Below are 24,405 nucleotides of genomic sequence, written 5' to 3' on the forward strand. Positions count from 1 at the left end.
GGCCCCGCCGCGTCACTCGTGGGCTGTGCTCACGCCTCCGCGGCCCGGCGGCGGGCCACCTCGGCGAGGGTGACCGCAGCGGCGACGCTGGCGTTGAGCGACTCCACCTCGGAAACCATCGGGATGCTCACCGTCAGGTCGCAGGTCTCGCCGACCAGCCGGGACAGCCCGCGCCCCTCGGAGCCGACGACCACGACCAGCGGGCCGACGGCGGCCTCCAGGTCGTACAGGTCGGTGTCGCCGTCGGCGTCCAGGCCGACGACCATGAAACCGGCATCCTGGCACGCCTTCAGCGACCGGGTCAGGTTGGTGACCTGGGCAACCGGCACCCGCGCCGCCGCACCGGCGCTGGTGCGCCAGGCGGTCGCGGTGATCCCGGCGGCCCGCCGCTCCGGTACGAACACGCCCTGCGCGCCGAACGCGGCGGCGGACCGGATCACCGCGCCGAGGTTACGCGGGTCGGTGACCCCGTCGAGCGCGACCAGCAGCGGGGCGGTCTGCTCCAGCGCCGCCGCCACCAGGTCCTCGAACGGCTCGTACGCGAACGGCGGCACCTGGAGGCCGATGCCCTGGTGCAGCACCCCGCCCGTCATCCGGTCAAGCTCGGCCCGGCTGATCTCCAGGATGGCGATGCCCCGGTCGGCGGCGGTGCGGACGATCTCGTTGACCCGGTCGTCGATCTCGATGCCGTGGGCCGTGTAGAGCGCGGTGGCCGGCACCTGGGCGCGCAGCGACTCCAGCACCGGGTTCCGCCCGACCAGCAGCTCCGGGGTGTCCTTCGCCGGGTTGGACTTGCGGCCCGGCGCGACCCGGGGACCGGTGCGCCCGGTCGGCTTGCCACCCCGCCCGCCGGCACCGCCCCGGATGGTCGGCACCCCCCGGCCGCCGCCCCTGCCCCAGGTGGTGTCCTTGGTGCCCGGCTTGCCGACCTTCGGGGTGCGCCCCTCCTCGGCCGCCGCCCGGCGCTCCTTGTCCTGCTTCCAGGCGGTGCGCTGGGGCAGCTTCTCGGTGCCCGAGTACGCCTTGTGCCAGGGGCGCTCGTCGGCGGGCAGCGTCTTGCCCCGACCCGCGAGGGCGCCCTTGTTCTTGCCGCCGGAGCCCTTCGGGGCACCCGCCTTCGGCGTCAGTCGCCGGCCACGGCGCTGCGAGTTGCCGGCCATCAGTCCTGCTCTCCAATAGTCCAACGGGGGCCCTGGGGGGTGTCCTCGACCACCACGCCGGCCAGCTTGAGCTGGTCGCGGACGGCGTCCGCAGCCACCCAGTCCTTGCGGCTGCGGGCCTGCGCGCGCTGTTCCAGGGCCAGCGCGACCAGTGAGTCGACCACGCCGCGCAGGTCGTCCGCGCGACCGCCGCCGGTCCATGCCTCGTCGAGGGGGTCGATACCAAGGATATCCAGCATCGCCCGCGTGGAGCCGAGGGCCGTGCGGACGGTCACATCATCGCCGGCGGCCAGGGCGGTGTTGCCGTCCCGGAGCACCTCCTGGAGCACCGCGAGCGCGGCCGAGGTGTTCAGGTCGTCGTCCATCGCGGCGACGAAGCCAGCCGACAGCTCGCCCAGCTCACCGGGGCCGACCCGCTCGGCGGCCCGCTGGACGAACCCCTCGATCCGCCGGAAGCCGCTGGCCCACTCCCGCAGCGAATCCTCGGTGTAGTCGACGTGCGACCGGTAGTGCGCCGCCGCGTAATAATAGCGCAGCTCGATCGGGCGCACCCCGAGTGAGTCGATGTAGGTCAGGTCGAGGGCGTTGCCGAGCGACTTGCCCATCTTCGCCCCGCCGATGCCGAGCAGCCCGTGGTGCACCCAGTAGCGGGCGAACGGCAGGCCGGCCGCCTGCGACTGGGCGATCTCGTTCTCGTGGTGCGGGAAGGTCAGGTCGAGCCCGCCACCGTGGATGTCGAACTCCTCGCCCAGGTAACGCCAGCACATCGCCGAGCACTCGATGTGCCAGCCGGGCCGCCCCCGCCCCCACGGCGAGGGCCAGTACGCGTCGGCCGGCTCGTTGGGCTTCGCTCCCTTCCACAGGGCGAAGTCGCGCGGGTCGTGCTTGCCCCGCTCCGGGGCGTCGTCGGCGGCCTGCATGGCGTCGGGCGACTGCCCGGACAACGCGCCGTACGCCGGCCAGGAGGCCACGTCGAAGTAGACGTCGCCGGAGCCGTCGGTGGCCGGGTAGGCGTGCCCGGTGTCGATCAGCCGCGCGATCAGCTCGTGCATCTCCGGGATGTGCCCGGTGGCCCGCGGCTCGTACGTTGGCGGCAGCACGTTCAGCATCCCGTACGCGGCGGCCAGCGCCCGCTCGTTCGCGTACGCGATCGACCAGAACGGCCGGCCCTGCTCGACGGCCTTCACGAGGATCTTGTCGTCGATGTCGGTCAGGTTGCGGATGAACCGCACCTCGAACCCCCGGGCCAGCAGCCAGCGGCGCAACACGTCATAGTTGACGCCGGAGCGAAGATGACCGATGTGCGGGGGGCCCTGGAGGGTGAGACCACACAGGTAGACCCCCGCCTTGCCGGCTTCCCGCGGGACGAAGTCCCGCACCGATCGGGTGGCGGTGTCATACAGGCGTAGCGTCACGCCTCCAGGGTAGCCGTCCACGGGTTCCGGGTTCGCCCCGCGCCGGGTCGTACGCTGCCCCTCGTGGATGAGGCGGCACGGCAGGATGGCACGACGACCCGGACCGACGACGGCACGCGCGGGGGTGAGACAGCCCAGACGCTGGACCGGGGGCTGCGGCTGCTGCACCTGGTCGCCGACGCGCCGGGCGGGCTGACCGTCACCGAGGCGGCCAACCGGCTGGGCATCGGCCGGGCCGCAGTCTACCGGCTGGTCGGGGCGCTCAGCGGGCACGGCATGGTACGCCGCGACGGCGACGGCCGGTTACGGCTCGGCGCGGGGGTGCTGCACCTGGCCCGGCGGGCCCAGCCGCTGCTCGCCGAGGGCGCGCTGCCCGCCCTGCGGCGCCTCGCCGAGCAGGCCGGCGCGACCGCGCACCTGACCGTCGTCGAGGGCGGCGAGGGGGTCGCCCTGGCGGTGGTCGAGCCGAGCTGGACGTCGCTGCACGTGGCGTACCGGACGGGGACGCGGCACCCGCTGGAGCGAGGGGCGGCCGGACGGGCCATCCTCGCCGCCCGGGCGGGCTCCGCCGGCCCGGTGAGCACCAGCGGGGAGTTGCAGCCCGGGGCGTACGGCGTGGCCGCACCGGTGCTCGGCGTACCGGGGCTGGAGGCGAGCGTAGGCGTGGTGGCGCTGGCCCCGCTGGACCCGGAGTCGGTCGGCGGGCAGGTGCTCGCGGCGGCGGCGGCGATCAGCGCGGCCCTCGCCCCCTGACGAGCCCCGCCCCCGCCCCGCATCGCCTCGCCTCGTCGCGGGGCCGGGCCCGGCCCTTTGCGCCCCGCCTACCACACCCGACGGCGAATGGGGCGGTTGTCCACAGGGTGGGGAGCCGGCGGGGCGGCGGTTGTCCACAGGGGTGTCGCGGGGCGTGCTGGGGCGGTGACGCTGGAGGACATGCCCCCACAACCTTCCCGTCCCGCTGCCCTGGCCCGGCAGGTCTTCCGCGGCTCGGAGGCCGTCCGGCTTGGGCTGCTCAGCCGGCACCAGCTCCGCGGCGCGTCCTGGCTGCGCCTGCGCCACGACGTGTACGCCGACGCCCGGCTGCGCCGCGACCACGGCCTGGCCTGCCGCGCCGCCGCGCTGCGGTTGCCGCCGGAGGCGGTGCTCGCCGGCCCCTCTGCGGCCTACCTGCACGGCGTCGAGCACGCCGCCTCGTTCACCGACGACGTGCACGTGCTCGTCCCCCGATCGGCCCGGATCGACTCCCAGCCCGGCATCCGGGTGCACACTCTCGGCGCGGCCCCGGTTCTCCTGCCGGCAGGGGGCGGCCCGGTCACCCGAACGGACGACGACCGGGCAGTCGCAGCCGAGGCCACCGCCGGTCCGGCCATCGTCGACGGGACGGCTGCTGGTGCCAGGGTGCTCCGGTGGTCGACGCCGGCCCAGGCCGCGTGGGAGACGGCCGTGTGGCTGGAGCCGTTCCGGGCGGTGGCGATCGTCGACGGCCTGCTCGGCCGGGGGCTGGTCACCCCGGCCGACCTGACGGCGGTCGCCGAGCGCAACGCCGACCGGCCCGGCGGACGGCGCGCCCGTTGGGTGTTCGGGCTCGCCGACGGTGGCGCGCAGTCTCCGCCGGAGTCGCACCTGCGGGTCCGACTGGTGCTGGCCGGTCTGCCCCGCCCGGTCACCCAGCACCCGATCCGGCTGGCGTCCGGCCTGGCCCTGCACCCCGACCTGGCCTGGCCGGCCTTCCGGGTCGCCGTCGAGTACGACGGGCACTGGCACGCCGACGCCGAGCAGTTGCACCGCGACCGCCAGCGGCTCAACCACCTCGTCGGGGCGGGCTGGGTCGTGCTGCACGTGACCAGTCGCCGGCTCCACCGGGACTTCCCGGGGGTGGCCCGCGAGGTGCGCGCCGCCCTGGTCGCCTGTGGCTGGCGTCGATGACCCGCCCAGCATCCGAGCGCACCCCGGGCGAAACTGTGCCGGGTGAGGCCGAGCCGGGGCCGGGCAGGGCCGGCATGGCCGGGGCGAGCCACCATGTCGGCGACATCGCGCCATCCGAGCCCTCCGGACCCGCCAGGTCGCCGACATGGCGGAACGTCGGCGACGCCCGGAACGCCGCAGACTCGCCCGGGAACACCGGAGACGCCCGGGGGCCCGGGCGACCGTGGTCGCCCGGGCCCCCGCCCGGAGGATCCGGGACGTCACATGCGGGTCGTCACCGCAGCGTACGCATCGATGATGCCGTGACCGTAGAAGCCGTTGAACGTCGAGCTACCAGCGCAGAACGCGTCGAACTCGGCCGGCCGGCCCTCGTTGGTGTACGTCTGCAACCGGGGCTCCGGGCAGGCGTGCTCCGCGGCGGTGCGGTAAAGCTGCCGCTCCACCTTGTTCGGGTCCATGCCCAGGCCACCGGAGACCTTCTTGCCGTACTTGCTGACGATCAGCGCGGCGACGCCGCTGACGTGCGGCGACGCCATCGAGGTCCCCTGCAGGTAGGTGTAGTAGCCGCAGTCGCCGTTGGCCTTGCACTCCTTGAAGACCGACGCCTCGAAGCCGGCGACGATGTTGCCGTTCTCGTCGACCGAGCCCTCCTCCTGGAGGACGTGCTTCGGGTACGCGGAGAGGATCATGTTGGAGTCGAGGCGGTAGGTGTCGGTGCCGAAGCCGTCCCGGTACCAGCCACCCGGCGCGGCGACGGCGATCTGCTCGGTGCCGTAGTTCGAGTAGTCGGCCTTCTTGCCGGACGGGCCGATCGCCGACACGCCGATCACGTGCGGGCCCTCCACCGGGAAGTCCCAGCAGCTCGCGTTGTCGATCGGCCGCGGGTACGGGTCGGCGCCGTAGTCGGGGCTGGAGGTGTCGGTGCGTGGGGCCCCCAGGTCCTCGTGGTTGTTGCCGAGCGAGCCGACCAGGGTGACGCCCTTGCGGTGCGCGTAGTTGAGCGCCCGCGTCATGGCCTCGATGATCGCCCGCTGCTCGGCCTGCGACTCGGGCGAGTCGGCCGGGTTGGCCGTGCAGTTGTACAGCCACGGGTCGACGTAGAAGGACATGTTGACCACGTCCAGGCCGACCTTGCCGGCGTGCACCAGAGCGTTGACGACCGGGTCGAGGAAGAAGAAGCCGGAGTCCTGGCCGCCCTTGAGCTCGACCAGGGTCACGTTCGGGGCCACGCCGGACAGGCCGAAACCGTCGGCGGCGGCGCCGATGGTCCCGGCGACGTGGGTGCCGTGCCCGCCGTCGTCGGTGCCGACCGGGTCGAGGCAGCTCGCCACCTCGCACTCGCCGTCGGCCTCGGGGATGTCGGGGGCGAAGTTGCGCGACAGTGACCAGCTGAAGTTCGCCGCCAGGTCGGGGTTGCTGGCGTCGAGGCCGGTGTCGAGGACGCCGACGGTGACCCGACGGTCGCCCGGCTCCACCTTGCGGGCCTTGTCGGCCCGGATCATGCCCAGACCCCAGAGCTTTTCGTCCAGCGGGTCCATCTTCGTGCCCCGCTTGGCGGCGGCACCCTTCGCCTTGGCCTTGGCGATGAGGTTCTCCCGCTCGACCCGGTCGAGCTTCGGCTTGCGACCGATCGCCTTCTTCTCGGCCGCGCCGAGCAGAGCGGCGTTCGCGGCGGCCCGGCTGGCGAAGTCGGCGCGGTCGCTGGTGACCTGGTACAGGCCCACCTCGTCGGTACGGGACACCACCGTGCCGCCAGCGGCCTTGATCGCGGCGATCGCCGCGTCGGCGGAGACGCCGGACTCCGCCACGACGGTGAACTCCCGGGTCGCGGTCGGCTCGGCGTTCGCCGGGCCCACCACCCCGGTCACCGTGAGTGCCAACGCCGTTGCGGTTGCGACGGCACCGGCGGTGAAGCGCTTGCTCACCACATCAGATCCTCTCGTTGAGGGACGTGGCAGCCATCCCATATCACCGGCGCGAGTTCCGCTAGATGGAGGTCCGTATTACACGCCATTCGGGCTTTCGTCGGCCCGTTGTCAGCCCAGGCACCACCGGGCAGTCCCGCGCGAGGGCCAGGGCACGCAGCCGGCGGCCCTACGCGCCACTCAGCTCGACGCCGGAGAGCCGGTCGAGCACGTCCGGCAGGGCGGCCAGCGTGGACACCTCGGCGTCGGCGGGAACGTCTGCGGGGCGGGGCAGTCCACCCCGGTTGAGCCAGACCGCCCGCATTCCCGCCCGCCGGGGCGCGAGGACGTCGTGGCTCGGCGAGTCCCCGACGTACACGATCCGGCGCGCGGGTACCCCGGCCGCCTCGACCACGGCGGCGAAGAACTCCGGGTCGGGCTTCTTCGGCAGGCCGTTCTCGTGCGCGTACACCTCGAAGGTGAACTCGCCGACGAGCCCGCAGCGTTCGGCGCGGCTGTTGCCGTTGGTGGCGTAGCCCAGGGTGTACCGGCGGCGCAAAACGGCGAGGGCCGGCAGCGCGTCGGGGAACGGCCGGGTGAGCGCGAAGCGCCGGGCGAAGAACAGCGCCGCGAGATCGTCCAGGTGCGGGTCGAGGCCGGCCCGGGCCAGCGACCGGGCCAGCGCGGCCCGCCGGATCTCGTTGACGGGCGCGGCGCTCAGCGCCCCGAAGACCGCACCCCAGTCCGACTCCAGGTCCGCGAGGGTGACCTCGGCCGCCGCCGGGGTCAGCCGCCGCATCTCCTCCAGTACGGCCACCAGCCCGCCGGTGACCGCCGGGCGCAGGTCGAGCAGGGTCTCGTCGGCGTCGAACACGACGTGCGTCAGCATGCCGGCAAGGGTGCCACCGAAGCACCTCCCAGGCCACGACGGCCCTGCGCCCGCAGGCTGGGCCTGCCCGCGCGAAGGCGACCGACCCGGGCAGCGGGAGGACGGCCGGTCATACCTCGGCAGCGAGGGCGGGCTCGGCGGGGCGGGCGGGCGTCCGGTTGGGGTCCCGCGCCTCGCGCAGCTCGTCGACCCGGACCAGGGCGGCCCCGGCGACGATCAGGGCACCGCCGAGCAGTTGCACCACCGTCGGCAGTTCGCCCAGCACCAGCCAGGCGATGAGCACCGCGAACATCACCTCGGTCAGCCCGATGAACGACGACAGCCGGGCACCGAGAATGCGGGTCGCGGCGATCCCGGTCAGGTACGCGACGACCGCGGCGACCAGCGACAGGCCGACGATGGGCACCAGCCAACTCGTACGCTGCCCCGCGAAGGTCACCTCGCCGAAGACGACCCGCAGCGGCAGCGCCCCGGCGAGGCCGAGCACGAGCAGGGCCGCCGCGCCGACGCCCATCCCGGCGCTGGCCATCGCCACCGACGGCAGGCCGTCGTCGAGCCGCCCGGCGATCACGAAGTACCCGGCCAGGCCGACCGCCGCGCCCAGCCCCCAGAGCACGCCGACCGGGTCGAGGCGGCCGGCCCCGGTCAGGTCCAGTACGGCGGGGAGGCCGGCGAGCGCGGCCACCGATCCGGCCACGGTCAGCCGGCGCGGGCGCTGCCCGTGCGCCACCCACATCCAGCCGACCACGAGGACGATGCCGAGGTACTCCAACAGCAGCGCCACGCCGACCGGAAGGTAGCGCACGGCGTTGAAGAAGCACGCCTGGGCCAGGGCGACGGCCAGCAGCCCGAACGCGCCCACGGAGACGAGGTTGCGCCGCAGCACGTCCCACCGGCCGCGCAGGGCCAGCACCGCCGGCACCGCGAGGACAGCGGCGGCGGTGCCGACCCGGGCGATCACCACGGCCTCCGCGGACCACCCGGCCTCGATCAGCGAACGGGCGAAGATGCCCGAGGTGGCGAAGGTGACGGCCGACAGCAGCGCCAGGCCAAGGCCGGCACCGGCGGGTCGTTGACGCATCGACATCTCCTCGGAACGTCATGAGCTCGAATGTCATGAGTGAAATAGATTATGCTCGTGACGCTAGATCGGTCGGTCGAAAGGAGTCAAGTTGCTTTTCGCCCATGACACCGAGCCCGCGCTGATCGCCGCCGCCGCCCTGGTCAACACCGGGGGCCGCCACGGCGAGGCACTGCCCGACGTGGCGACCCTGGACGCGTTCCTCGCCACGCACGGCTGGACCGGCCGGCACGAGCACACCGACGCGGAGCTGCGGTCCGTCCGGGAGCTGCGCCCCCGGCTACGCCGGATCTGGTACGCCGACACCGACGAGATCGTCGCCACCGTCAACGGGCTGCTGCGCGACGCGGGGGCGCTGCCGCAGCTCATCCGGCACGACGACGAGCCGTACCACCTGCACGCCGTGCCGAGGGACGCACCGCTGGCCACCCGGATGGCCGTCGAGGCCGCGATGGCCGTCGCCGATCTGGTGCGCGGCGGCGAGCTGGGCCGACTACGCGTGTGCGAGCACCCGGACTGCGACAACGTGCTGGTCGACCTGTCCAAGAACCGGTCCCGCCGGTACTGCGACGCCGGCTGCGGCAACCGGGCCGCGGTCACCGCCTATCGCGCACGCCGGGCCGCCAGCCGCCCCTGAAGCCAGCGCTGTCATGTCGGGCAGGTGGCGGTATCCCGGCGGCCGGATACCGCCACCTGCCCGACATGAAGCAACTCGTACTCGACCTCGCCGTGCTCGGTGCCCTCGATCGGGTCGTCCCAGTCCAGGTGGAACGTGCGCACGTACCGCAGGCCAGCCTTCTCCATCACCCGGCGCGAGGCCGTGTTGACCGCCATCGTCTGCGCCCACACGCGGGCCAGGCCGAGGGTGGTGAACGCGTACCGGACCAGGGCCCGCGATCCCTCGGTGGCCAGCCCCCGCCCCCACGCCGCCCGCCGCAGCCGGTACCCAAGCTCCGCCTGAGTCGCCACCACCGGTTGCGCCGCCACCGCCTCGGCCGTCGTTGGTTGCGCCGCCACTGGTTGCGCCGCCACTGGTTGCGCCGTCAGCGGCGGCGCCGCCGCTGCCGGCCCGGGCAGGGCTCCCGCCTCGGATCCCGCCGGGGCATCGAACCCGGACAGGGCTCCCGGGTTCAGGGCGAACCAGCCGAGGAACGCTCCCGTCGCCCGGTCGAGGGCAGCCCACCGGCCCAGCCCGGGGTGGCGGTCGTACCCGGCCAGCAGGCGGGGCAGCAGCTCGCCCCGGACCACGTCGGCCGGGGTGGGTCGGCCGCCGGTCAGATAGCGCATGACCTCCGGGTCCGAGTCCAGCTCCGTCAGGGCGTCGGCGTCCCCCTCCGTGAACCGCCGCAGCCGCATCCGCCCCGTCTCCAGCAGGACCACCCCGGCCCCGTCGACTCCCGTCACGCCCGTCATGGGGGTGGATGATGCCCCGCCCCGCCCGGCCGGTCGACCGCATATCGCGGCGGCGGCGACGGTCGGCCGTGCCGCCCCGTGCCTACGTCGCCATGTCGGCAACGTGGCGGTATCCCCGTCGGGCTGAGCGCCATGCCGGCCAGGTGGCGGTATCCCAGCCGTCGGATACCGCCATATGGCCGGCATGAAGTCGATCAAGTGGCCGTAGCGCGCACCGCCAGACGATCCGCTCCCGGGTGGGCCGATCCGGGCCTCGGGCCCGAGCCCCGCCCGACCGGTCAGCGCGGGGGTGCCGCGACGAAGGCCCGCCACGCGTACGGGTCGACAGTCAGCACGGGCCCCGACGGGTCCTTGCTGTCCCGCACCCCGACCACCCCGGGCAGATTCGTCGCCACCTCCACACACTGATCGTTCTGGCCGCTGCGACTGCTCTTGCGCCACCGGGCACCGATCAGCTCCATGACTCCGCCACTTCCCTCAGCAACTCGATGGACTCCTCAGGGGGCAACGCCGCGCCGAGGGTAACCTCCCACACCTGTTGGAGCCGAGACAGATCCGCGCGCTGGTCCAGTTCCTGGCCGCCGATCTGGCCACCGAGAAAGGCCAGCTCGGCTCCATCCTCAAGGGTCGCCAGGATGAACGGGCCGTTGAGCGCGGGGTGCTCCTCGGCGGAGGAGCGCACGACGTGCAGCCGGACGCGCGGGTGCTCGGTGACGATCCTGGCGAGGTGCGCCGCCTGGTCGCACATCACCTTGCGCCCACCGACCCGGCGTCGGAGGGGCGCCTCGTCCAACACGGCGACCACCTGCGGCGGACGGTCTCCGTAGAGGACGCGCTGACTCTCCATACGGTCGGTCAGTCGGCGCTCGACCTCGTCGGGCTCAAGGATGCCGCCCGCCTCGAAGACGGCGCGGGCGTACGCCTCGGTCTGGAAGAGGCCGGGCACGTGCAGCGGATCGAACCAGCGCAGCCGCGGGCCTGGTCCAGGATCGCCCGCCAGCCGCGCAGCCAGACCTGGGCCTTGTCCAGGCTGACCAGCTCGGCGAGCATGCGACCGAAGAGCCCGCCGGTGTCGAGCGCCTCGTCGACCAGCTCCAGGTACTTCGGGGCGGGTGGCTGCTGGCCCAGCTCGACGGCGCTCACCAGTGACGGCGAGTAGTTGATCGCCTTCGCCAGCTCCTCCTGGCTCCAGCCCCGGCGCATCCGCGCCCTGCGCAGCTCCGCGACCAGGAAAGCCGCCGCCGTCATCCGCCCACCGGTCATCAACAACCACCCTCCACCGTCACGGTGATCCACTCCGATGTGCCGCCACCTGCGGCAACACCCGGAGCACCCCGGCTCCCACAACGGCCGGAGACACTTCCGAACGTAGCGGTGCGCTCACCAGACTGTGAAGGGCGGACGGCCAAAGTGGCCTATCCCCCGGCCCGGCGTCCGCCGGGGCCGCCCCGCTGCCCCGGCCGGGCGGCCCCACAGGGGGCGATGACGCAGATGACTCAGCTCCGTAGGGAGGCCGCTCCATGCCCCGACCCGCGCGCAACCAACGAGCCGCACACCCGCCGACCCCGCAGCGCCGGCCGGAGGCGGCTCACACAGCGCTTCGGCCGCTCTGGCTGTGCCGGGCCTGCGCCGCGCCCTGGCCGTGCGCCTTCGCGCGGCTCACCCTCCGGCAGGAGTACGCGCACGACAGGATCGGGTTGCACGTCTACCTCTGCGCGGTGCTGCACGAGGCGACCGCCGACCTGTACCGGCTGCACCCGCACGACGGCCCCGACCCGCGATCCCTGTTCGACCGGTTCCTCGGCTGGGTACGCGGCCCGGGTCCCGGCCCCGGCGGCGGCGACCACCCAGGGCCGGCGTGACCCGGCACGTGGCGTCAGGGGTGGGTCATCCGGAGCAGGTCGAGGGCCTCGTCCAGTTGCTCGGCGGTGAGCCTGCCGTTGGCCACGTGCCCCCGGGCGATCACCACGTCCCGGATCGCCATCTCCTTGGCCAGCGCCTCCTTGGCGATGGAGGCGGCCTCGTCGTACCCGAGGTGGCGGTTGAGGGGGGTGACGATCGACGGCGAGCCTTCCGCGTACGCGAGACAGACGTCCGCGTTCGCGACCAGGCCGGCCACGCAGCGGTCGGCGAGCAGGCGGCTCGACGCGGCCAGCAGCCGGATCGACTCCAGCAGGTTGCGGGCCATCACCGGAAGCATCACGTTCAGCTCGAAGTCGCCCTGCGAGCCGGCGAACCCGACCGCCGCGTCGTTGCCGATCACCTGGGCGCAGACCTGCCGCACCGCCTCGGCGACCACCGGGTTGACCTTGCCCGGCATGATCGAGGAGCCGGGCTGGAGGTCCGGGATGCGCAGCTCGCGCAGGCCGGCGCGGGGGCCGGAGCCCATCCAGCGGATGTCGTTGGCGATCTTGTAGAGGCCGACGGCGATGGTACGGAGCTGCCCGGACGTCTCCACCAGCGCGTCCCGGGCGCCCTGCGCCTCGAAGTGGTTGCGCGCCTCGGTCAGGGGCAGCCCGGTGGACTCGCGCAGCCTGGCGATCACCGCCGCCGCGAAGCCGAGCTGGGTGTTGATCCCGGTGCCCACGGCGGTGCCACCCAGCGGCAGCTCGGCCAGCCGGGGCAGCGCGCCCTCCAGCCGCTCGACGCCGTAGCGGACCTGGGCGGCGTACCCGCCGAACTCCTGGCCGAGGGTGACGGGTGTGGCGTCCATCAGGTGGGTGCGGCCGGCCTTGACCACGGTCTCGAACTCGGCCGACTTGGCCTCCAGCGCCTCGGCGAGGTGGGTCAGCGACGGGATCAGGTCCTCGACGATGAACTGCGTCGCCGCCAGGTGGATGGACGACGGGAAGACGTCGTTGCTGGACTGCGAGGCGTTCACGTCGTCGTTCGGGTGCACGTCCCGACCCAGTTCCCGGCTGGCCAGGGTGGCGATGACCTCGTTGGTGTTCATGTTCGACGAGGTCCCCGAGCCGGTCTGGAACACGTCGATGGGAAACTGGTCGTCGTACCCGCCGTCGGCCACGTGGGCGGCGGCGGTGGCGATCGCGGCGGCCACCTCCGCGTCGATCACGCCCAGCTCGCCGTTGACCTGCGCCGCCGCGCCCTTGATCTGGGCCAGGGCCTTGATCTGCGCCGGCTCGATGCCCCGGCCGGAGATCGGGAAGTTCTGCACCGCGCGCTGGGTCTGCGCCCGCCACAGCGCCTCGGCGGGCACCTCCACCTCGCCCATCGAGTCGCGTTCGATCCGGTAGCCCGCTGCCTCTGGAGTCGTCACGCGTACCATCCTGCCCCGGCCGTCGCCGGCCCGCAGATAATCGCCCGCTCGGGTGGGTGGGCGGGCCGAAAGACGAAGGCGCGGAGACAGTCACGTAGTTAAGATCATGGAACCGTTGTCTCCCACCGAAGGGTCTCACCTTGCAGTTCAACGGGGGTTCCACCGGCGCCCTTCCCGGACGCCTCCGGCGCGCACCACGCCGGTTCCTCACCGCGGGCCTCGCCGGCCTGCTCGCCGGCGCGGGCGCGCTGGCTGTCACCACCGGGCCGGCCGCCGCCGGCGTGACCCAGTACGTCCTGCCGGCCAGTGTGAGCTACACCGACGCCCGGCAGCCCACCCACGCCTTCCCCGCCACCGCCGCCGACGTTCCCGTCGGCACGTGGCAGGCCGACGGGGTGAAGCACACCTCCCGGGCCTACTTCACCTTCGACCTCACCCCGTACCGGGGCAAGGAGATCATCACCGCCCAGATCGTCACCGGGGAGTCCGCGGTCGCCGACTGCACGAAGCCGCGCAAGCTGGAGCTGTGGCGCACCGACACGCCGGCGGCCCCGCCCAGCTGGAACACCGCGCCGGCCGTACGCGAGAAGGTCGGCGACGTCGGCCCGACCGCGCCCTGCCCCGCCGGCTACCTGGAGCTGGGCGTCACCGAGGTGTTCCGGCAGGCCGTCGCCGACGGGCGCGACTCGCTCACCCTGATGGCCCGGATCGCCGGCAGCCACGAGCAGTACAAGCACTTCGGGCGGCGGTTGAAGAAGCCGGGCGTCTCGCTGGAGGCGAACGCGGCTCCCGACGTACCGGGCAAGCTGAGCGTCGCGGGCCTGGCCTGCGCCGCCGGCCGGCTGATCGGCACCACCACCCCGGTCCTCTCCGCCGAGGTGACCGACCCGGACAAGCTGGAGCCGTACGCCGGGGACCAGGTGCGGGCCACCTTCGCCTGGTGGCCGGTCGACCGGCCCACCGAGCGCACCGAGTGGACCTCCTCCGCCTGGCACGCCCCGATGCTGGCCCAGTACACGGTCCCCGGCGGCCTGTTGGTCGACGGCGGCACGTACGCCTTCGCGGTCCGCGCCGCCGACGAGCACGCCAGTTCCGGCTGGTCGCCGGAGTGCCGCTTCACCGTCGACACGACCCGCCCACCCGCGCCCACGGTGGTTTCCACCGACTACCCGTCCGACAGGAGCTACCCCGGCCACGGCGGCCCGGGGATCGCCGGTGACTTCACCTTCACCAGCGCCGCCGACGACGTCGCCGGATTCTGGTACGGCCGCTCCGGCCTCACCATGTACGTCGCCGCCGGCCCCGGCGGCACCGCGACGGTCAGCTACGCCCCCGACGAGTACGGCCCGGACTGGCTCAGCGTGCAGGCCGTGGACCGCACGGGCAACCGCTCGCCGCAGACCCGGTACGAGTTCTGGGTGCGCAACACCGCGCCGACGGTCACCGACGGTAACCCCGACGGCTGGCTCGGGCAGCCGCGCGAGTTCACCTTCGCGCCGAACATGACGGACGTGGTGGAGTACGTCTGGTCGCTCAACGACGGCACCGAGCGAACCGTGGCGGCGGACTCCGCCGGGGCGGCCACGGTGACGGTCACCCCGACGGAGGTCGACAACACGCTGCACGTGCGCAGCCGCACCCGCGACGGGGTGCTCTCCGGCGACGCCGGTTACGCGTTTTCCGTGCGCACCGCGCCGTTCGTCACCTCCGCGGACTGGCCGTTCGACGGGACGACGGGCGCGCCGGCCGGCACCGAGGGCAGCTTCACCTTCACCCCGGCGATGGCCGACGTCACCGAGTACGTCTACGCGTTCGGCCGCGGCGGCCAGCGGACCGTCCAGGCGGGCGCCGACGGCAGCGCGACCGTCTCGTACACGCCGGCCGACGCGGGTTACCACACGATCGAGGTGTTCAGCCGGACCAGCGCCGGGGTGGAGTCGGACCGGGTCGGCCTGGCGTTCTCTCCCGCCTCGGTAGCGCCGACCGTGGCCTCCGAGGTGTACCCGCGCAACACGACCGGCGGCGGGCCGGGCGTGCCGGGCACCTTCACCTTCGCCCCGCACTCCTCGGTCACCGGCGTCACCTCGTACGTCTACCAGTTCCGGGGCGAGCCGGAGCGGACCGTGGCGGCGAGCCCGGACGGCACCGCCAGCGTCGAGTGGACGCCGTCGGCGTACGACAACGAGTACGGCGGCTGGGTGGAGGTGCAGGTGCGGGCCCGGACGGCCGCCGGAGTGACCACGGACGCGCAGTACTACTCGTTCCGGGTCGACCCGCAGAGCCCGCTGGTCACCTCGGACGTGTTCGGCTGGCAGGGCGGCGCCGTGGTCGGGCAGACCGGCGAGTTCGTGTTCACCGCCCAGTTGCCGGGCACCACGGAGTTCGTCTACGCGTTCGACGACGGCGCGGAGGCCATGGTGGCGGCGGGCGCGGACGGCACGGCCCGGGTGAGCTGGGCGGCGGACTCGCCGTACGGCCACAGCCTCACCGTGCGCAGCCGCACCGCGTCGGGGGTCGTCTCCGGCCCCGCGTACTACAACATCTTCATCGACCCGAGCTGACCCACGCGGTACGCCGGAGGGGGCACCGGGCGCAGGCCCGGTGCCCCCTCCGACGTGCGCGGACGATCTTCGCGGCGGCCGGCGGTGAGCATCGGCTTTCCGGAACCAAACCTACTTCTTTGAGACTGTCGAAACCCCATTCGACATGAGGGAGAACATCCGAGCAAACGCCTTCCGAACATCTGGATCACGGTCGAGTCGCTCCATCGACTCAAATCTCACGGGATCAACATCCACCGTGACGATCCCGCCGCGACCTCCACCATCCACGGTTGAAAACAACAGAAGGCATCGATAGGCCCGCACAGCACCTCCTCGCTCCTCGCGCAGCAGCGATTGGAGAATGACGAAGTCCTCCTTGACCTGACTGCGAAGCGCTTCCACCGAAGTCCATCGGGTAGCCCAACCCCGCCCCTCCGCCTCCAACTGAATCTCGATTAGAGCATCGAAGCTGATCCGACACACACGAAAGTCGGGGTCAGTAAGGTGAATAACAGGCATCAGGGATCCACTCTCCGCCATAGAAGTCGACGCGGATTGGCGCGCTCGGGTCAATTCGCCCGTCATTCACCCTTCGTTGGAGTTCATCCAGGCGGTGATGCCCCCGAGGATCCTCCCGTCACGAGAGAAAGAACCCATCGCCGCTTGCCGGATTGTAACCCCATCCAACAGTTCGTTGTTGCTCAACTCCTCGCGGCACCACTGCGACGCCGGATCCCGAGACGACAAGATCAAGAGCGGTCCGACAGAGCCTGGGCCGCCCACACGCGCTACGGCCCACCCGCTGCCACACCTCAGATACATTGGCACGCCACAATCAGGCAATCAGTCGACTCTCTCAAGTCTCCGCACAACACCCTCCATCTCATGCCATTCGTAACCCGTTCGCAAGAAGAATTCACGACGACCAAGGCCCGAAGTTACTAGTTCCGCCAGCAAAAGCCAGCGGCCAGCCCAGGCGGCAGGAAGAGTTATCAGAACCTCACCTCCAGGGTCACCCCCGTGGCATGCCATTGGTTTACCAGCGACGTCGCGATCACTTCCAATGATTGGCTCCTGGAAGTCAATTCGGACTCGCGCGGCACAGTCCACCTTAGCTCGAACTGACCTCAGTGCAGCAATTAACCGTTCGAGATCATCGGCCGCCACTCCCAACTCACGCAGGCGCAGCTCATCGAAATTGGTCGCCTGGTATGTAACTTGAAAAGCTATCTCAAACTGGCTACCAGTAAGCACGATCGATCGCATAAGATCCGCCCGTCACTTCAGGATGTTTTCGAACCAGTCTTCCCCGCCCCTGGGAGTAAAGACTGTTCCAGCATCGCCGCCCTCGATGACAACAGCTCCCTTGTCGGGCTTCGCCCAGCAGCCCAAACACCTCCGACGCCCCAGCCACGACGAGGCGCCACCACCCGCCAAGCGCCTCCGCAGCAGCCCCGCACGCCAAAGCAGTAAGCCAGCCGGACCAAGGCCCTCGACCAAGATCCGACTGGCTCAAAACTGCTCTACAGGATCAAGACCGGCCCGGCAGAGCCGGGCCGCGCGCACGCGCTATGGCCTACGGCCCCGCGCGCACGCCCGCCACCACCGAGTCGATCAACTACCAGCTGGGGACGACCCACAGGTAGTGGCCGTAACGATCCCTTCACAATCCGACCTGGACGAGTGGTTCCGGGGATCGACGCCGCACCGCTACGCGGCACGGCACCGCACGCCTATCGGGTTGTCGACTCCGGCGACCCCCTATCGCTAGATTTAGATGTATGCGCTGTGCGTGGCGGCAACCTTGACGGCAACCGGGACAAGCATTGGCAGACGCGAACGCCCGTTTAGACACCCTGGGTAAGCAGCGCCAGTGTGAGCTCAACGTTCAACTTCTTGCGATCGGCACCCACTCCGCTCGCAAGTCCCGGCACGCCACCACTATTGTTCCACCCGTCATCTGCACCTCATGCAAGCATCCGTTAGGCGCCGGCAGCACTTCATCAAGCTGTACGTCTCCTAGGCGACGACTCTCTGGCCAGATACGCACACCCTCGCCGAGAAGGCCTACTGATATCTCCCACCGGGTCACGTCCACATACCGAATCAGTAGAGATGCATCGTGCTTGAATTCGTTAGCCTTGAACTCAATATCGATGCTGATCTGCGCATGCCCAGCTTCCCGCAGGGCTATAGACCCTATCCTAAGATCCTTAACGCAGCGCAACGAGGCGAAGTCGTAGTGGCCCGGGTCCGATGCATAAGCACGTGCACCCATGGGGAGCTGCGGCAGGAGCCCCGGCAGGACCTCTAGGTACGGCGCCGGATCAAGAACATTAGAAGGCCAATCCTCGGGCTCTGACCGGATGTTCACGAACCGCATCAGCAGCCACCACCCGTTCCGATCATCGGGCGCTTCCAAGCGTCACCCTTGATGTCAGCCCCAGGAGGAAGCTGGCCAAGCTTCCGCATCTGGTCTACCGCAATGCCCTTGAGTCGATTGTGCACCTGATCGGGCACATTGACCTTGCTGGCATCTACTCCATGCTTGTTAAAGAACCCGTTACTGCCATAGATGCCAACTTCAGAGCCACGGTAGTATACGTGAACTTCAAAAGATGCCTGTCCCCGCACGTTAAATTGATCCATTCGCGCCGTGTAATCGCCGTAGAGGCGGATGTCGTCGCCGAGGCCCCCGCCGCCCGCGTTATGTACCAACACCGGCGTGTTGCCGGCCACCACATAGTACGTGTGGAGGCCGTCGACGCTGAGGTTGTAGGCAGTGCCACGCCTCGGCAACCCGTCCGCAGGCCTGTCGACCAGCACGCCGGTGCCAGTGGGCGTCCTCAGCAGATCACCCTGGTCGAGATCGGCTGCCGGCTGCCACTGTTGGTCACTGGCGTTCCAGAAGGGGTGATCCTCCGTCGTGGTGAGACGGGCGCCGCCGACGGACAGTGCGACGAGTTCGTCTTCATGGACCCACAGATGAGTGACGACTCGTGGGCCCTGCTCACCCGTTACCGGATCAGTCGCCAAGACCTCGTCGCCGACCTTGATTTCCTTGATCGGCTTGACGGTCCCGTCTGCCAGGAGGACGTCCGTGTCCCCGGCAAAACTGCAGAATCCGGATTCCTGCCATGCCGGCGTGACACCTCTCTGCGTCGGCAACTCGGCACCGGGCGGCAGAACCGCACGCCCCAGCGACGTCATGCCCACTGGCAGCGCAAGGCCATCCTCGTCCGGCAGCGGCTCCATGGTGGCCCAGTAGCCGGGCCACAGCACATCCTGTATCCACTTGCGGCAGGCCGCGTCGTCGATGACCCCGCACACCTGCATCGCCAGGTTGAATTCCTGATGCATCACCTGGCCTGGGTCCCAACCCTTGGCGGCGCCGATGACGTCACCCTGGGAGTCATTCCAAAGTTGGGTAAACCGGTCGATGTCGATGGCCTCGGGAACCAGGATGACGTGGCCAAGGGTCCTCGGATCGTTCCATTTCATCGTGCTGGAGCACCTGATCGGCCAGCAACTGTTCTTCTGTTTGCTCCTCCGGTTTGCCTGCTCATTGCCTGGCTTGTATTCGGAGCAGCCGCCCGCGACCTTCGCGCAATCCTCGTCGATGAGGCCGCTCGGATCGCTGAACGTCGTCGGGTTATTGTGGGAGTAGGCGTAGCCGTGCCACTGCTGGGGATCAGCCAGGTCCTGGAGTGGGTCGACACTGACGAACCGACCGGTGGCGGGGTCGTACTCGCGGGCACCGAGATGGGTCAGCCCGGTGTTGTCGAGGGTCCCGCCGACGAAGCCCTTGTCGTTGGGCCAACTCACGCCGGCCCCGCGGTCCTGGCCGTAGGGCAGTTGCCGGCGGATGGTCGCCTGCTGTGATATGGCGGCCACGCTGACTTGGGCGGTGCCGTGGTGGTCGCTGGACAGCCAGTTCAGCCCGGTGGCAGTGCGGGAGGCGATCGTGGCGCCCGCGTGGGAGTAGTAACGGGTGCAGGTGGTGGCACCGGTGGCGGTGGTGTAGCGGAGTTCCTGGCCGGGCAGGTAGAGGGTGGAGCCGGTGGGATCGCGGCGGATCAGCCGGTTGCCGTCGGCATCGTAGATGTACCTGGTCGTCCCGGTGGTGTCCGTGGAGGTGTCCAGATGACCTTCAGCGTCCCAGGTCAGGGTCTGGACTCCCGAGGAGTTGGTGGGGCGGGTGAGGGTGTTGCCGGTCTGGTCGTAGGTGTAGGAGCCAGTGTGCGCGCCGCTGGTGGCGGTGAGGGCGTGCGGCTTCGGGCTGCCTGCGGCGGGATAGGTGTAGGTGGTGGTGGCATTCCCGGCGCTGGTGTGTTCGGTCTGGGTCTGCCGGTTGCCGACGGTGTCGAAGGTCCAGCTGTGCCAATAGGGGGCCGGGCCACCGAGGGCGGCGACGGTCGGCGTGGTGGCGCAGTCCCCAGTGGTGGGGGTCCATGCCTGGGTGAGCCGGCGGAGATAGTCGTAGCCGAAGCACTGGGTGTCGTCGGTCGGGGCCGGCGTAACATCCTGGGTCTTGACGATGTTGCCGGCCGCGTCGTAGGTGTAGCGGACATCGGCGAGGATGTACGGGGCGGCCGAGTTTCGGTCGGTACGGATTCCGGTGAGCCGGCCGGTCTCCAACTCCCGGGTGAACGCCTGCTGGACGCGTCCTCCGCTGCCGGTGTACAGGTGGTACTGGCTGGCCTGGCCGAGGGCGTTGTAGTCGGTGCCTTCGACGTAGGACAGGTTGCTCGACCCCCCGTAGATCGTGTTCAGGGTGGTGGGCAGGCCGAGGTCGCTGTAGCCGTACTGGAGGGTCTCGCTGGGCAGGTCGCTGTTGGTGGACGAAAAACTGGTCGAGGCCAGCGAGCCGTCGCGGTTCCAGCCGTTGAAGGAGTTGTAGGTGCCGCCGAGCCCGGTTTCGGACGTGGGAATGAGGACCTGAGTACCGGTCGGCTGGTAGAGGTCCGTGTAACCGATGACCTTCACCTGGTACATGGCACCGCCGACAAAGCGGGTGCTGAAGGATAGCTGGCCCTTGGCGAGGGTGTCGTACCCCCACTGGGCTCGCAGGGTGCCGCCGATCTGGCCCTCGTAGACCTCCCGCTTACGGTCGAGTGGGTCGAGCCGGTAGGCGAGTTTCTGACCGCGGGCGTCTTCGGTGGCGGTGACGCGGCCGGCGTTGTCGTAGGTGAAGGTGGTGACGCCCTTGTCGGGGTCGTCGGTCGTCGTCTGCCGGCCCCGGATGTCGTAGGTGTGGGTCCAGTCGTTGCCCGCCGGGTCGGCGAAGGCCACCAGTTGGCCCTTGCGGTTGTAGGTGTAGGTACTGGTGTCCCAACTGCCGGCGGTTCCCGGGGTCGGCGTCGCCCCGTGGTACTGGCGTAGCTGGACGGTGCGGCCTCGGGCGTCGGTGACGGTCGCGGTGGCGGTGCCGCCAGCCGGTGGTGTGACGTCGGTTCGGTCGCCGGCGTAGTAGGTGCTGGTCCGCCAGCGCTCGGTGTCGTAGGGCTGGAAGATCGATGCGGTGGCGCGGCCGGCGCCGTCGTAGATGGTCCTGCTCTGGGTGGGCACGAAGGCCTGTTCCGTCGCGGTCATCAGCGTGGTGCCCGGCGCGCCGGCGGCATGGTACGAGTCGAACGTCTTCACCTGCCGCCCGGCGGTGTCGTAGAACGTGTCGGTAAGTAGACGACCGCCGGACGGCGACGGCGCCTGGGTCTGCCGGGGCCGCAACAGGCCGTCGTAGAAGGCGTAGGTGGTGACGTAGTTGCCCTGCGCGTTCAGCCTGGCGGTCGTGACGACGGTGGCGGCGTCGTTGCGGACCTGGTAGGCGAAGGTCATGTCGGCGCTGTCGGTGCCCTTCGTCCGGCCCGGCAGCCACACGGAGGTGAGCCGGCCAAGCCCGTCGTGGGACAGGTCGGTGCGTTTGCCGTTCGCGTCGACCGTCGCCGTCGCCGTGCCCCAGGCCGGCTCAAGCGTCGTGGTCGCGACATGCAGCAGGGGGTTGGTCACGGTCGTCGCCGTGACCGGGCCGCCACTGGCCGGGGTGTACGCGGTCTTCGTCTCGTAGTTCATCGCGTTGCGCGAGGAGACGACCCGGCCCTGCGTGTCGTACCCGGACTGAGCGACGGTGGTGAAGGTCGGCGCACCCGCGTTCCAGGCCGCCATCTCCTCGGTACGGGTGGTCAGGCCCCTGGTGGGTGTCGCCTCGAACGCGTTGCCGTCGTACGAGGTCCGGGTCTCGCCGATGATGTCACCCTCACTCAGCGAGGTGGGGGTGGCGGCATCGGCGCACCTCACCGCATAGCTCTGCACCCGGTGGACCCGGTCCATCAACCAGATGCTGGTGTTACGCGGCGTGTAGTCCGTCTTGGCGCACTGCTCGTCGCCAGCGACGTTGTCGTCACCGAAGTCGTCCACGCTGACGGGCATCCCGTACGCGTCGAAGCTGGTGGTCGTCCTGGTTACCCGCTCACCACGACCCGCGTCCAGCGCCGTGTAGCTGCGGGTCGTGCCGACCCTGGTGAACCGAGCGGTGACGGTGTCCCCGTTGATAGTCCGGGTGGCGGTCGCCGCGGACGCCCACGGATCGCTGGTCTCCCGGGACACCACCGGGCCACCCGGCCCGTTGAACGTCTTGGACTCCCGGATCGTGCCGGCATACCAGTCCTCGTCGGCGATCCCGTCGACGGTGACCGACCTGGTGCCGCCCGTCGGCGTCGCCCGGTCGCCGTTCATGCCCCGGAAGTAGCGGGTCTCGCCGTAGGTCTGTTCGCCGGGGTCGCCGACGGTTACCCCGACCCGGCCATAACCGCGAAAGTCCGACCAGGTCTTGTGCTTGCTGTCGATGATCCCGTCGTCATCGTTGTAGTGCCACGCCGCACCGTCGAGGTAGCTGTACGAGTAGGCGACGCGCGGGCTGCCCTGTGGGACAACCCCACCGGTGTTGTTGTTCTCGAAGATCGTGGTGACCACGTACTTGTGGAACCAGTCCGTCACCGGGTTCTGGTAGCCCTCCGGTGTCCAGATCACCGGATAGCAGCGGCGGGTGTTCGTGTGCGGCGTGGGCGTCTGCCCGGCGACGCAGTCCGGCGCCGAGTAGGTGACACTCGTGGTACCGCCCGACTCGGTGCGGATCTTCGTGATCCGCATCCAGTTCATCGCCGCGGCGAAGTCCCCCGTGTCGACCCGGTTGGACAGCTGGACCGAGGTGAACTCGATATCCGGCACGGTGGTGGTAGCACCCACCAGGCCGGTGTGGGAGATCCGGTCGAGCCACAGCCCGGCGCGGGTGCCGTCGCCGGGATCGGGGAAGGTGTGCGTGAGGGTCCACCGCTCGACGTCGCGGTAGCCGCTGCCGTCGCGCACCTGCGTGGTGATGGAGGCGAGCCGCTTGGTCGTCCAGAACGTCGGCGCGAAATTGTCCCCGCAGGAGCTGCCGGTGCACGCGCTGTCCCACGGCGTGTCCGGCCAGTGGATCTCGTCGTGCGTGGCGCAGCCGCTCAGGCACCGGTCGGCGACTGCGAAGTCGACCCGCAGCGGAGCCGGCGAGCCGAGCGCCGACTCGACGCCGCTGTTTCGCCGGGTGCCGTAGTCGATCCGGTCCAGCCAGCCACCCCGGTCGTAGCTGGCGTCGTCGTCCGCATCCCGGTTACGGCCGTACTTGTTCGTCTCCTTGACGTACCAGTACGAAGCCGAGTTGCCGTGCAGGTCCACGACGTAGTCCAGGTTCCACCGCCACGCCTGGGCACAGTCGGAGTCGGCATACGCGGCAGCGTGGCACGGCTCGCCCGGGTCGTTGCCGAACACTGGCATGGTCCATGTCGAATTGGTCACCGGATCGCCCGACGTCCAGCCCGGCAGGCGCTGGACACCGAACCAGTACTGCATGCCGTCGGTAGTGGTGACCACCCAGTACTCGCCGTCGTTGTCCCCGTTGGCAGCACCACTCAAGCGCTCGATTCGGGACCCGTCGTCGTTGCGCAGGTGCCAACGGCCCTCCGACGAGTTGTAGATCAGCTCACCGGAGTGGCCGTTCAGCGACAGCGTGGCGTTGTCGGTCTCCCAGCACTGGTCGCCGGTCTTCAGGTCGTTGTTCGCCGAACCGTCCATGTCCTCGGCGCAGGCCCGGTAGCGCCGCTCGATGTGCCCCCCGGGCCAGGCCTCGAAGCCCTCACCCACCCACGACGGCTGGTTGTTCGACGCCGCGTGTCGGCCGTCGACCGACTGGGACGAGTAGTTCAGTGCCAGCTGCGGCGCGGGTCCGCCCGGAGCAGGGGGCACCCGCATCGGATAAGACCACGTGAAGGCACCCGAGTTGCCTCCCGCCGACCACGTCGATGACGGCTGCAGCGGCGTGGCCGAATAGTCCCCGGCGGGCCCGGACGGCGCAGCCGTCACCGCGACCAGGCCGGTGGCCGCACTCACCGGCACGGTCGCGGTCACCGTACGGGCAGCTAGATCGTTGCGGGACGGCAGCGGCTCACCCACGCACTGCCTCTTCTCCGGCATACGCAGCGCGCACTCCGGCAGCGATACCAACCGCAACCGAGTCGCCCAGTCCGCCCCGTACCCGGTGGCGAAGGAACGGTAGTCCACCGTGACGTCGACCCGACCGGCACCGGCCATCCCGTCCGCGCGGCTGATCGACAGCAACACTCCCCGTACCTGAGCGCGATGCGTCGCCGCCCGGTCCAGGACCTCCAACCGCACCCGCTGCGGGTCAGCCGCCGCTGAGCGACTCATCCCAGATGTAGACGTGATCCGTACCGGCGAATCGCCCGCGCGGATGGGCTCGCCCGGC

At 70.6% G+C, this 24,405-nt stretch carries 15 protein-coding genes and 2 pseudogenes; 6 read left to right on the forward strand and 11 right to left on the reverse strand.

What is annotated here, in order from left to right; all coding sequences use genetic code 11:
- Positions 1-29: 29 nt before the first annotated feature.
- Both rlmB and cysS read right to left on the reverse strand, forming a co-directional pair.
- Entirely contained in the window at positions 30-1,160 is a 1,131-nt protein-coding gene (rlmB, locus tag MCAG_RS12310; protein WP_007073300.1) for a 23S rRNA (guanosine(2251)-2'-O)-methyltransferase RlmB, read from the reverse strand.
- Positions 1,160-2,575: a cysteine--tRNA ligase gene (gene cysS / locus MCAG_RS12315; RefSeq protein ID WP_007073301.1), complete on the reverse strand. Its 1,416-nt coding sequence runs from the start codon at positions 2,573-2,575 to the stop codon at positions 1,160-1,162. The genes rlmB and cysS overlap by 1 nt, the downstream gene beginning before the upstream one ends.
- A 63-nt stretch (positions 2,576-2,638) precedes the next feature.
- On the opposite strand from cysS, the gene MCAG_RS12320 reads away from it, so the two are divergent.
- Positions 2,639-3,328 carry an IclR family transcriptional regulator gene (locus tag MCAG_RS12320; RefSeq protein ID WP_050777941.1) on the forward strand — a complete coding sequence of 230 codons (690 nt, stop codon included), beginning with the start codon at positions 2,639-2,641 and terminating at the stop codon, positions 3,326-3,328.
- Between the two features lie 180 nt (positions 3,329-3,508).
- Entirely contained in the window at positions 3,509-4,501 is a 993-nt protein-coding gene (locus MCAG_RS12325; protein ID WP_036376966.1) for a hypothetical protein, read from the forward strand.
- Between the two features lie 260 nt (positions 4,502-4,761).
- On the opposite strand, the gene MCAG_RS12330 is transcribed toward MCAG_RS12325, so the two are convergent.
- From MCAG_RS12330 to MCAG_RS12340, 3 genes are all read right to left on the reverse strand, one after another.
- The gene (locus MCAG_RS12330; RefSeq protein WP_036376968.1) at positions 4,762-6,426 is read right to left on the reverse strand and encodes a S8 family serine peptidase; all 1,665 of its coding nucleotides are present in this window, start codon (positions 6,424-6,426) and stop codon (positions 4,762-4,764) included.
- A gap of 169 nt (positions 6,427-6,595) precedes the next feature.
- Positions 6,596-7,294: an HAD family hydrolase gene (locus tag MCAG_RS12335; RefSeq protein ID WP_007073305.1), complete on the reverse strand. Its 699-nt coding sequence runs from the start codon at positions 7,292-7,294 to the stop codon at positions 6,596-6,598.
- Between the two features lie 109 nt (positions 7,295-7,403).
- Entirely contained in the window at positions 7,404-8,375 is a 972-nt protein-coding gene (locus MCAG_RS12340; protein ID WP_007073306.1) for a DMT family transporter, read from the reverse strand.
- A 91-nt stretch (positions 8,376-8,466) separates the two neighbouring features.
- On the opposite strand from MCAG_RS12340, the gene MCAG_RS12345 reads away from it, so the two are divergent.
- The gene (locus MCAG_RS12345) at positions 8,467-9,012 is read left to right on the forward strand and encodes a CGNR zinc finger domain-containing protein (protein ID WP_007073307.1); all 546 of its coding nucleotides are present in this window, start codon (positions 8,467-8,469) and stop codon (positions 9,010-9,012) included.
- A gap of 11 nt (positions 9,013-9,023) precedes the next feature.
- On the opposite strand, the gene MCAG_RS12350 is transcribed toward MCAG_RS12345, so the two are convergent.
- The 3 genes and pseudogenes from MCAG_RS12350 to MCAG_RS12360 all read right to left on the reverse strand — a co-directional run bounded on the left by MCAG_RS12350 (position 9,024) and on the right by MCAG_RS12360 (position 11,051).
- Entirely contained in the window at positions 9,024-9,788 is a 765-nt protein-coding gene (locus MCAG_RS12350) for a GNAT family N-acetyltransferase (RefSeq protein ID WP_007073308.1), read from the reverse strand.
- A 278-nt stretch (positions 9,789-10,066) separates the two neighbouring features.
- Positions 10,067-10,249, reverse strand: coding sequence for a DUF397 domain-containing protein (locus tag MCAG_RS12355; protein WP_007073309.1), 183 nt, complete (start codon positions 10,247-10,249; stop codon positions 10,067-10,069).
- A pseudogene (locus tag MCAG_RS12360) lies at positions 10,240-11,051 on the reverse strand (Scr1 family TA system antitoxin-like transcriptional regulator). The gene MCAG_RS12355 and the pseudogene MCAG_RS12360 overlap by 10 nt, the downstream one beginning before the upstream one ends.
- Before the next feature lie 257 nt (positions 11,052-11,308).
- Here MCAG_RS12360 and MCAG_RS12365 point away from each other — a divergent pair.
- Positions 11,309-11,650 (forward strand): hypothetical protein, encoded by a 342-nt coding sequence (locus MCAG_RS12365; protein WP_007073311.1) that lies wholly within the window; start codon positions 11,309-11,311, stop codon positions 11,648-11,650.
- A 14-nt stretch (positions 11,651-11,664) separates the two neighbouring features.
- Here the strand turns inward: MCAG_RS12365 and MCAG_RS12370 are convergent, their stop codons facing one another.
- The gene (locus tag MCAG_RS12370) at positions 11,665-13,074 is read right to left on the reverse strand and encodes a class II fumarate hydratase (RefSeq protein ID WP_198141541.1); all 1,410 of its coding nucleotides are present in this window, start codon (positions 13,072-13,074) and stop codon (positions 11,665-11,667) included.
- Positions 13,075-13,205: 131 nt separating this feature from the next.
- Here MCAG_RS12370 and MCAG_RS29645 point away from each other — a divergent pair, with 131 nt between their 5' ends.
- Together MCAG_RS29645 and MCAG_RS36215 are read left to right on the forward strand one after the other, a co-directional pair.
- The gene (locus tag MCAG_RS29645) at positions 13,206-15,626 is read left to right on the forward strand and encodes a hypothetical protein (RefSeq protein ID WP_007073313.1); all 2,421 of its coding nucleotides are present in this window, start codon (positions 13,206-13,208) and stop codon (positions 15,624-15,626) included.
- A 1,357-nt stretch (positions 15,627-16,983) separates the two neighbouring features.
- Positions 16,984-17,070 (forward strand): annotated as a pseudogene (locus tag MCAG_RS36215) (GntR family transcriptional regulator); the annotation flags it as partial.
- A gap of 426 nt (positions 17,071-17,496) precedes the next feature.
- Here MCAG_RS36215 and MCAG_RS32450 read toward each other — a convergent pair.
- Both MCAG_RS32450 and MCAG_RS12380 read right to left on the reverse strand, forming a co-directional pair.
- Complete coding sequence (locus MCAG_RS32450; RefSeq protein ID WP_007073315.1) at positions 17,497-17,991, reverse strand: hypothetical protein; 495 nt, start codon at positions 17,989-17,991, stop codon at positions 17,497-17,499.
- Positions 17,991-24,347 (reverse strand): RHS repeat-associated core domain-containing protein, encoded by a 6,357-nt coding sequence (locus tag MCAG_RS12380; RefSeq protein WP_232290142.1) that lies wholly within the window; start codon positions 24,345-24,347, stop codon positions 17,991-17,993. Before MCAG_RS12380 ends, MCAG_RS32450 begins: the two co-directional genes overlap by 1 nt.
- Positions 24,348-24,405 lie beyond the last annotated feature (58 nt).

This window comes from Micromonospora sp. ATCC 39149 (assembly GCF_000158815.1).
In the GTDB taxonomy this organism is placed as follows: domain Bacteria; phylum Actinomycetota; class Actinomycetes; order Mycobacteriales; family Micromonosporaceae; genus Micromonospora.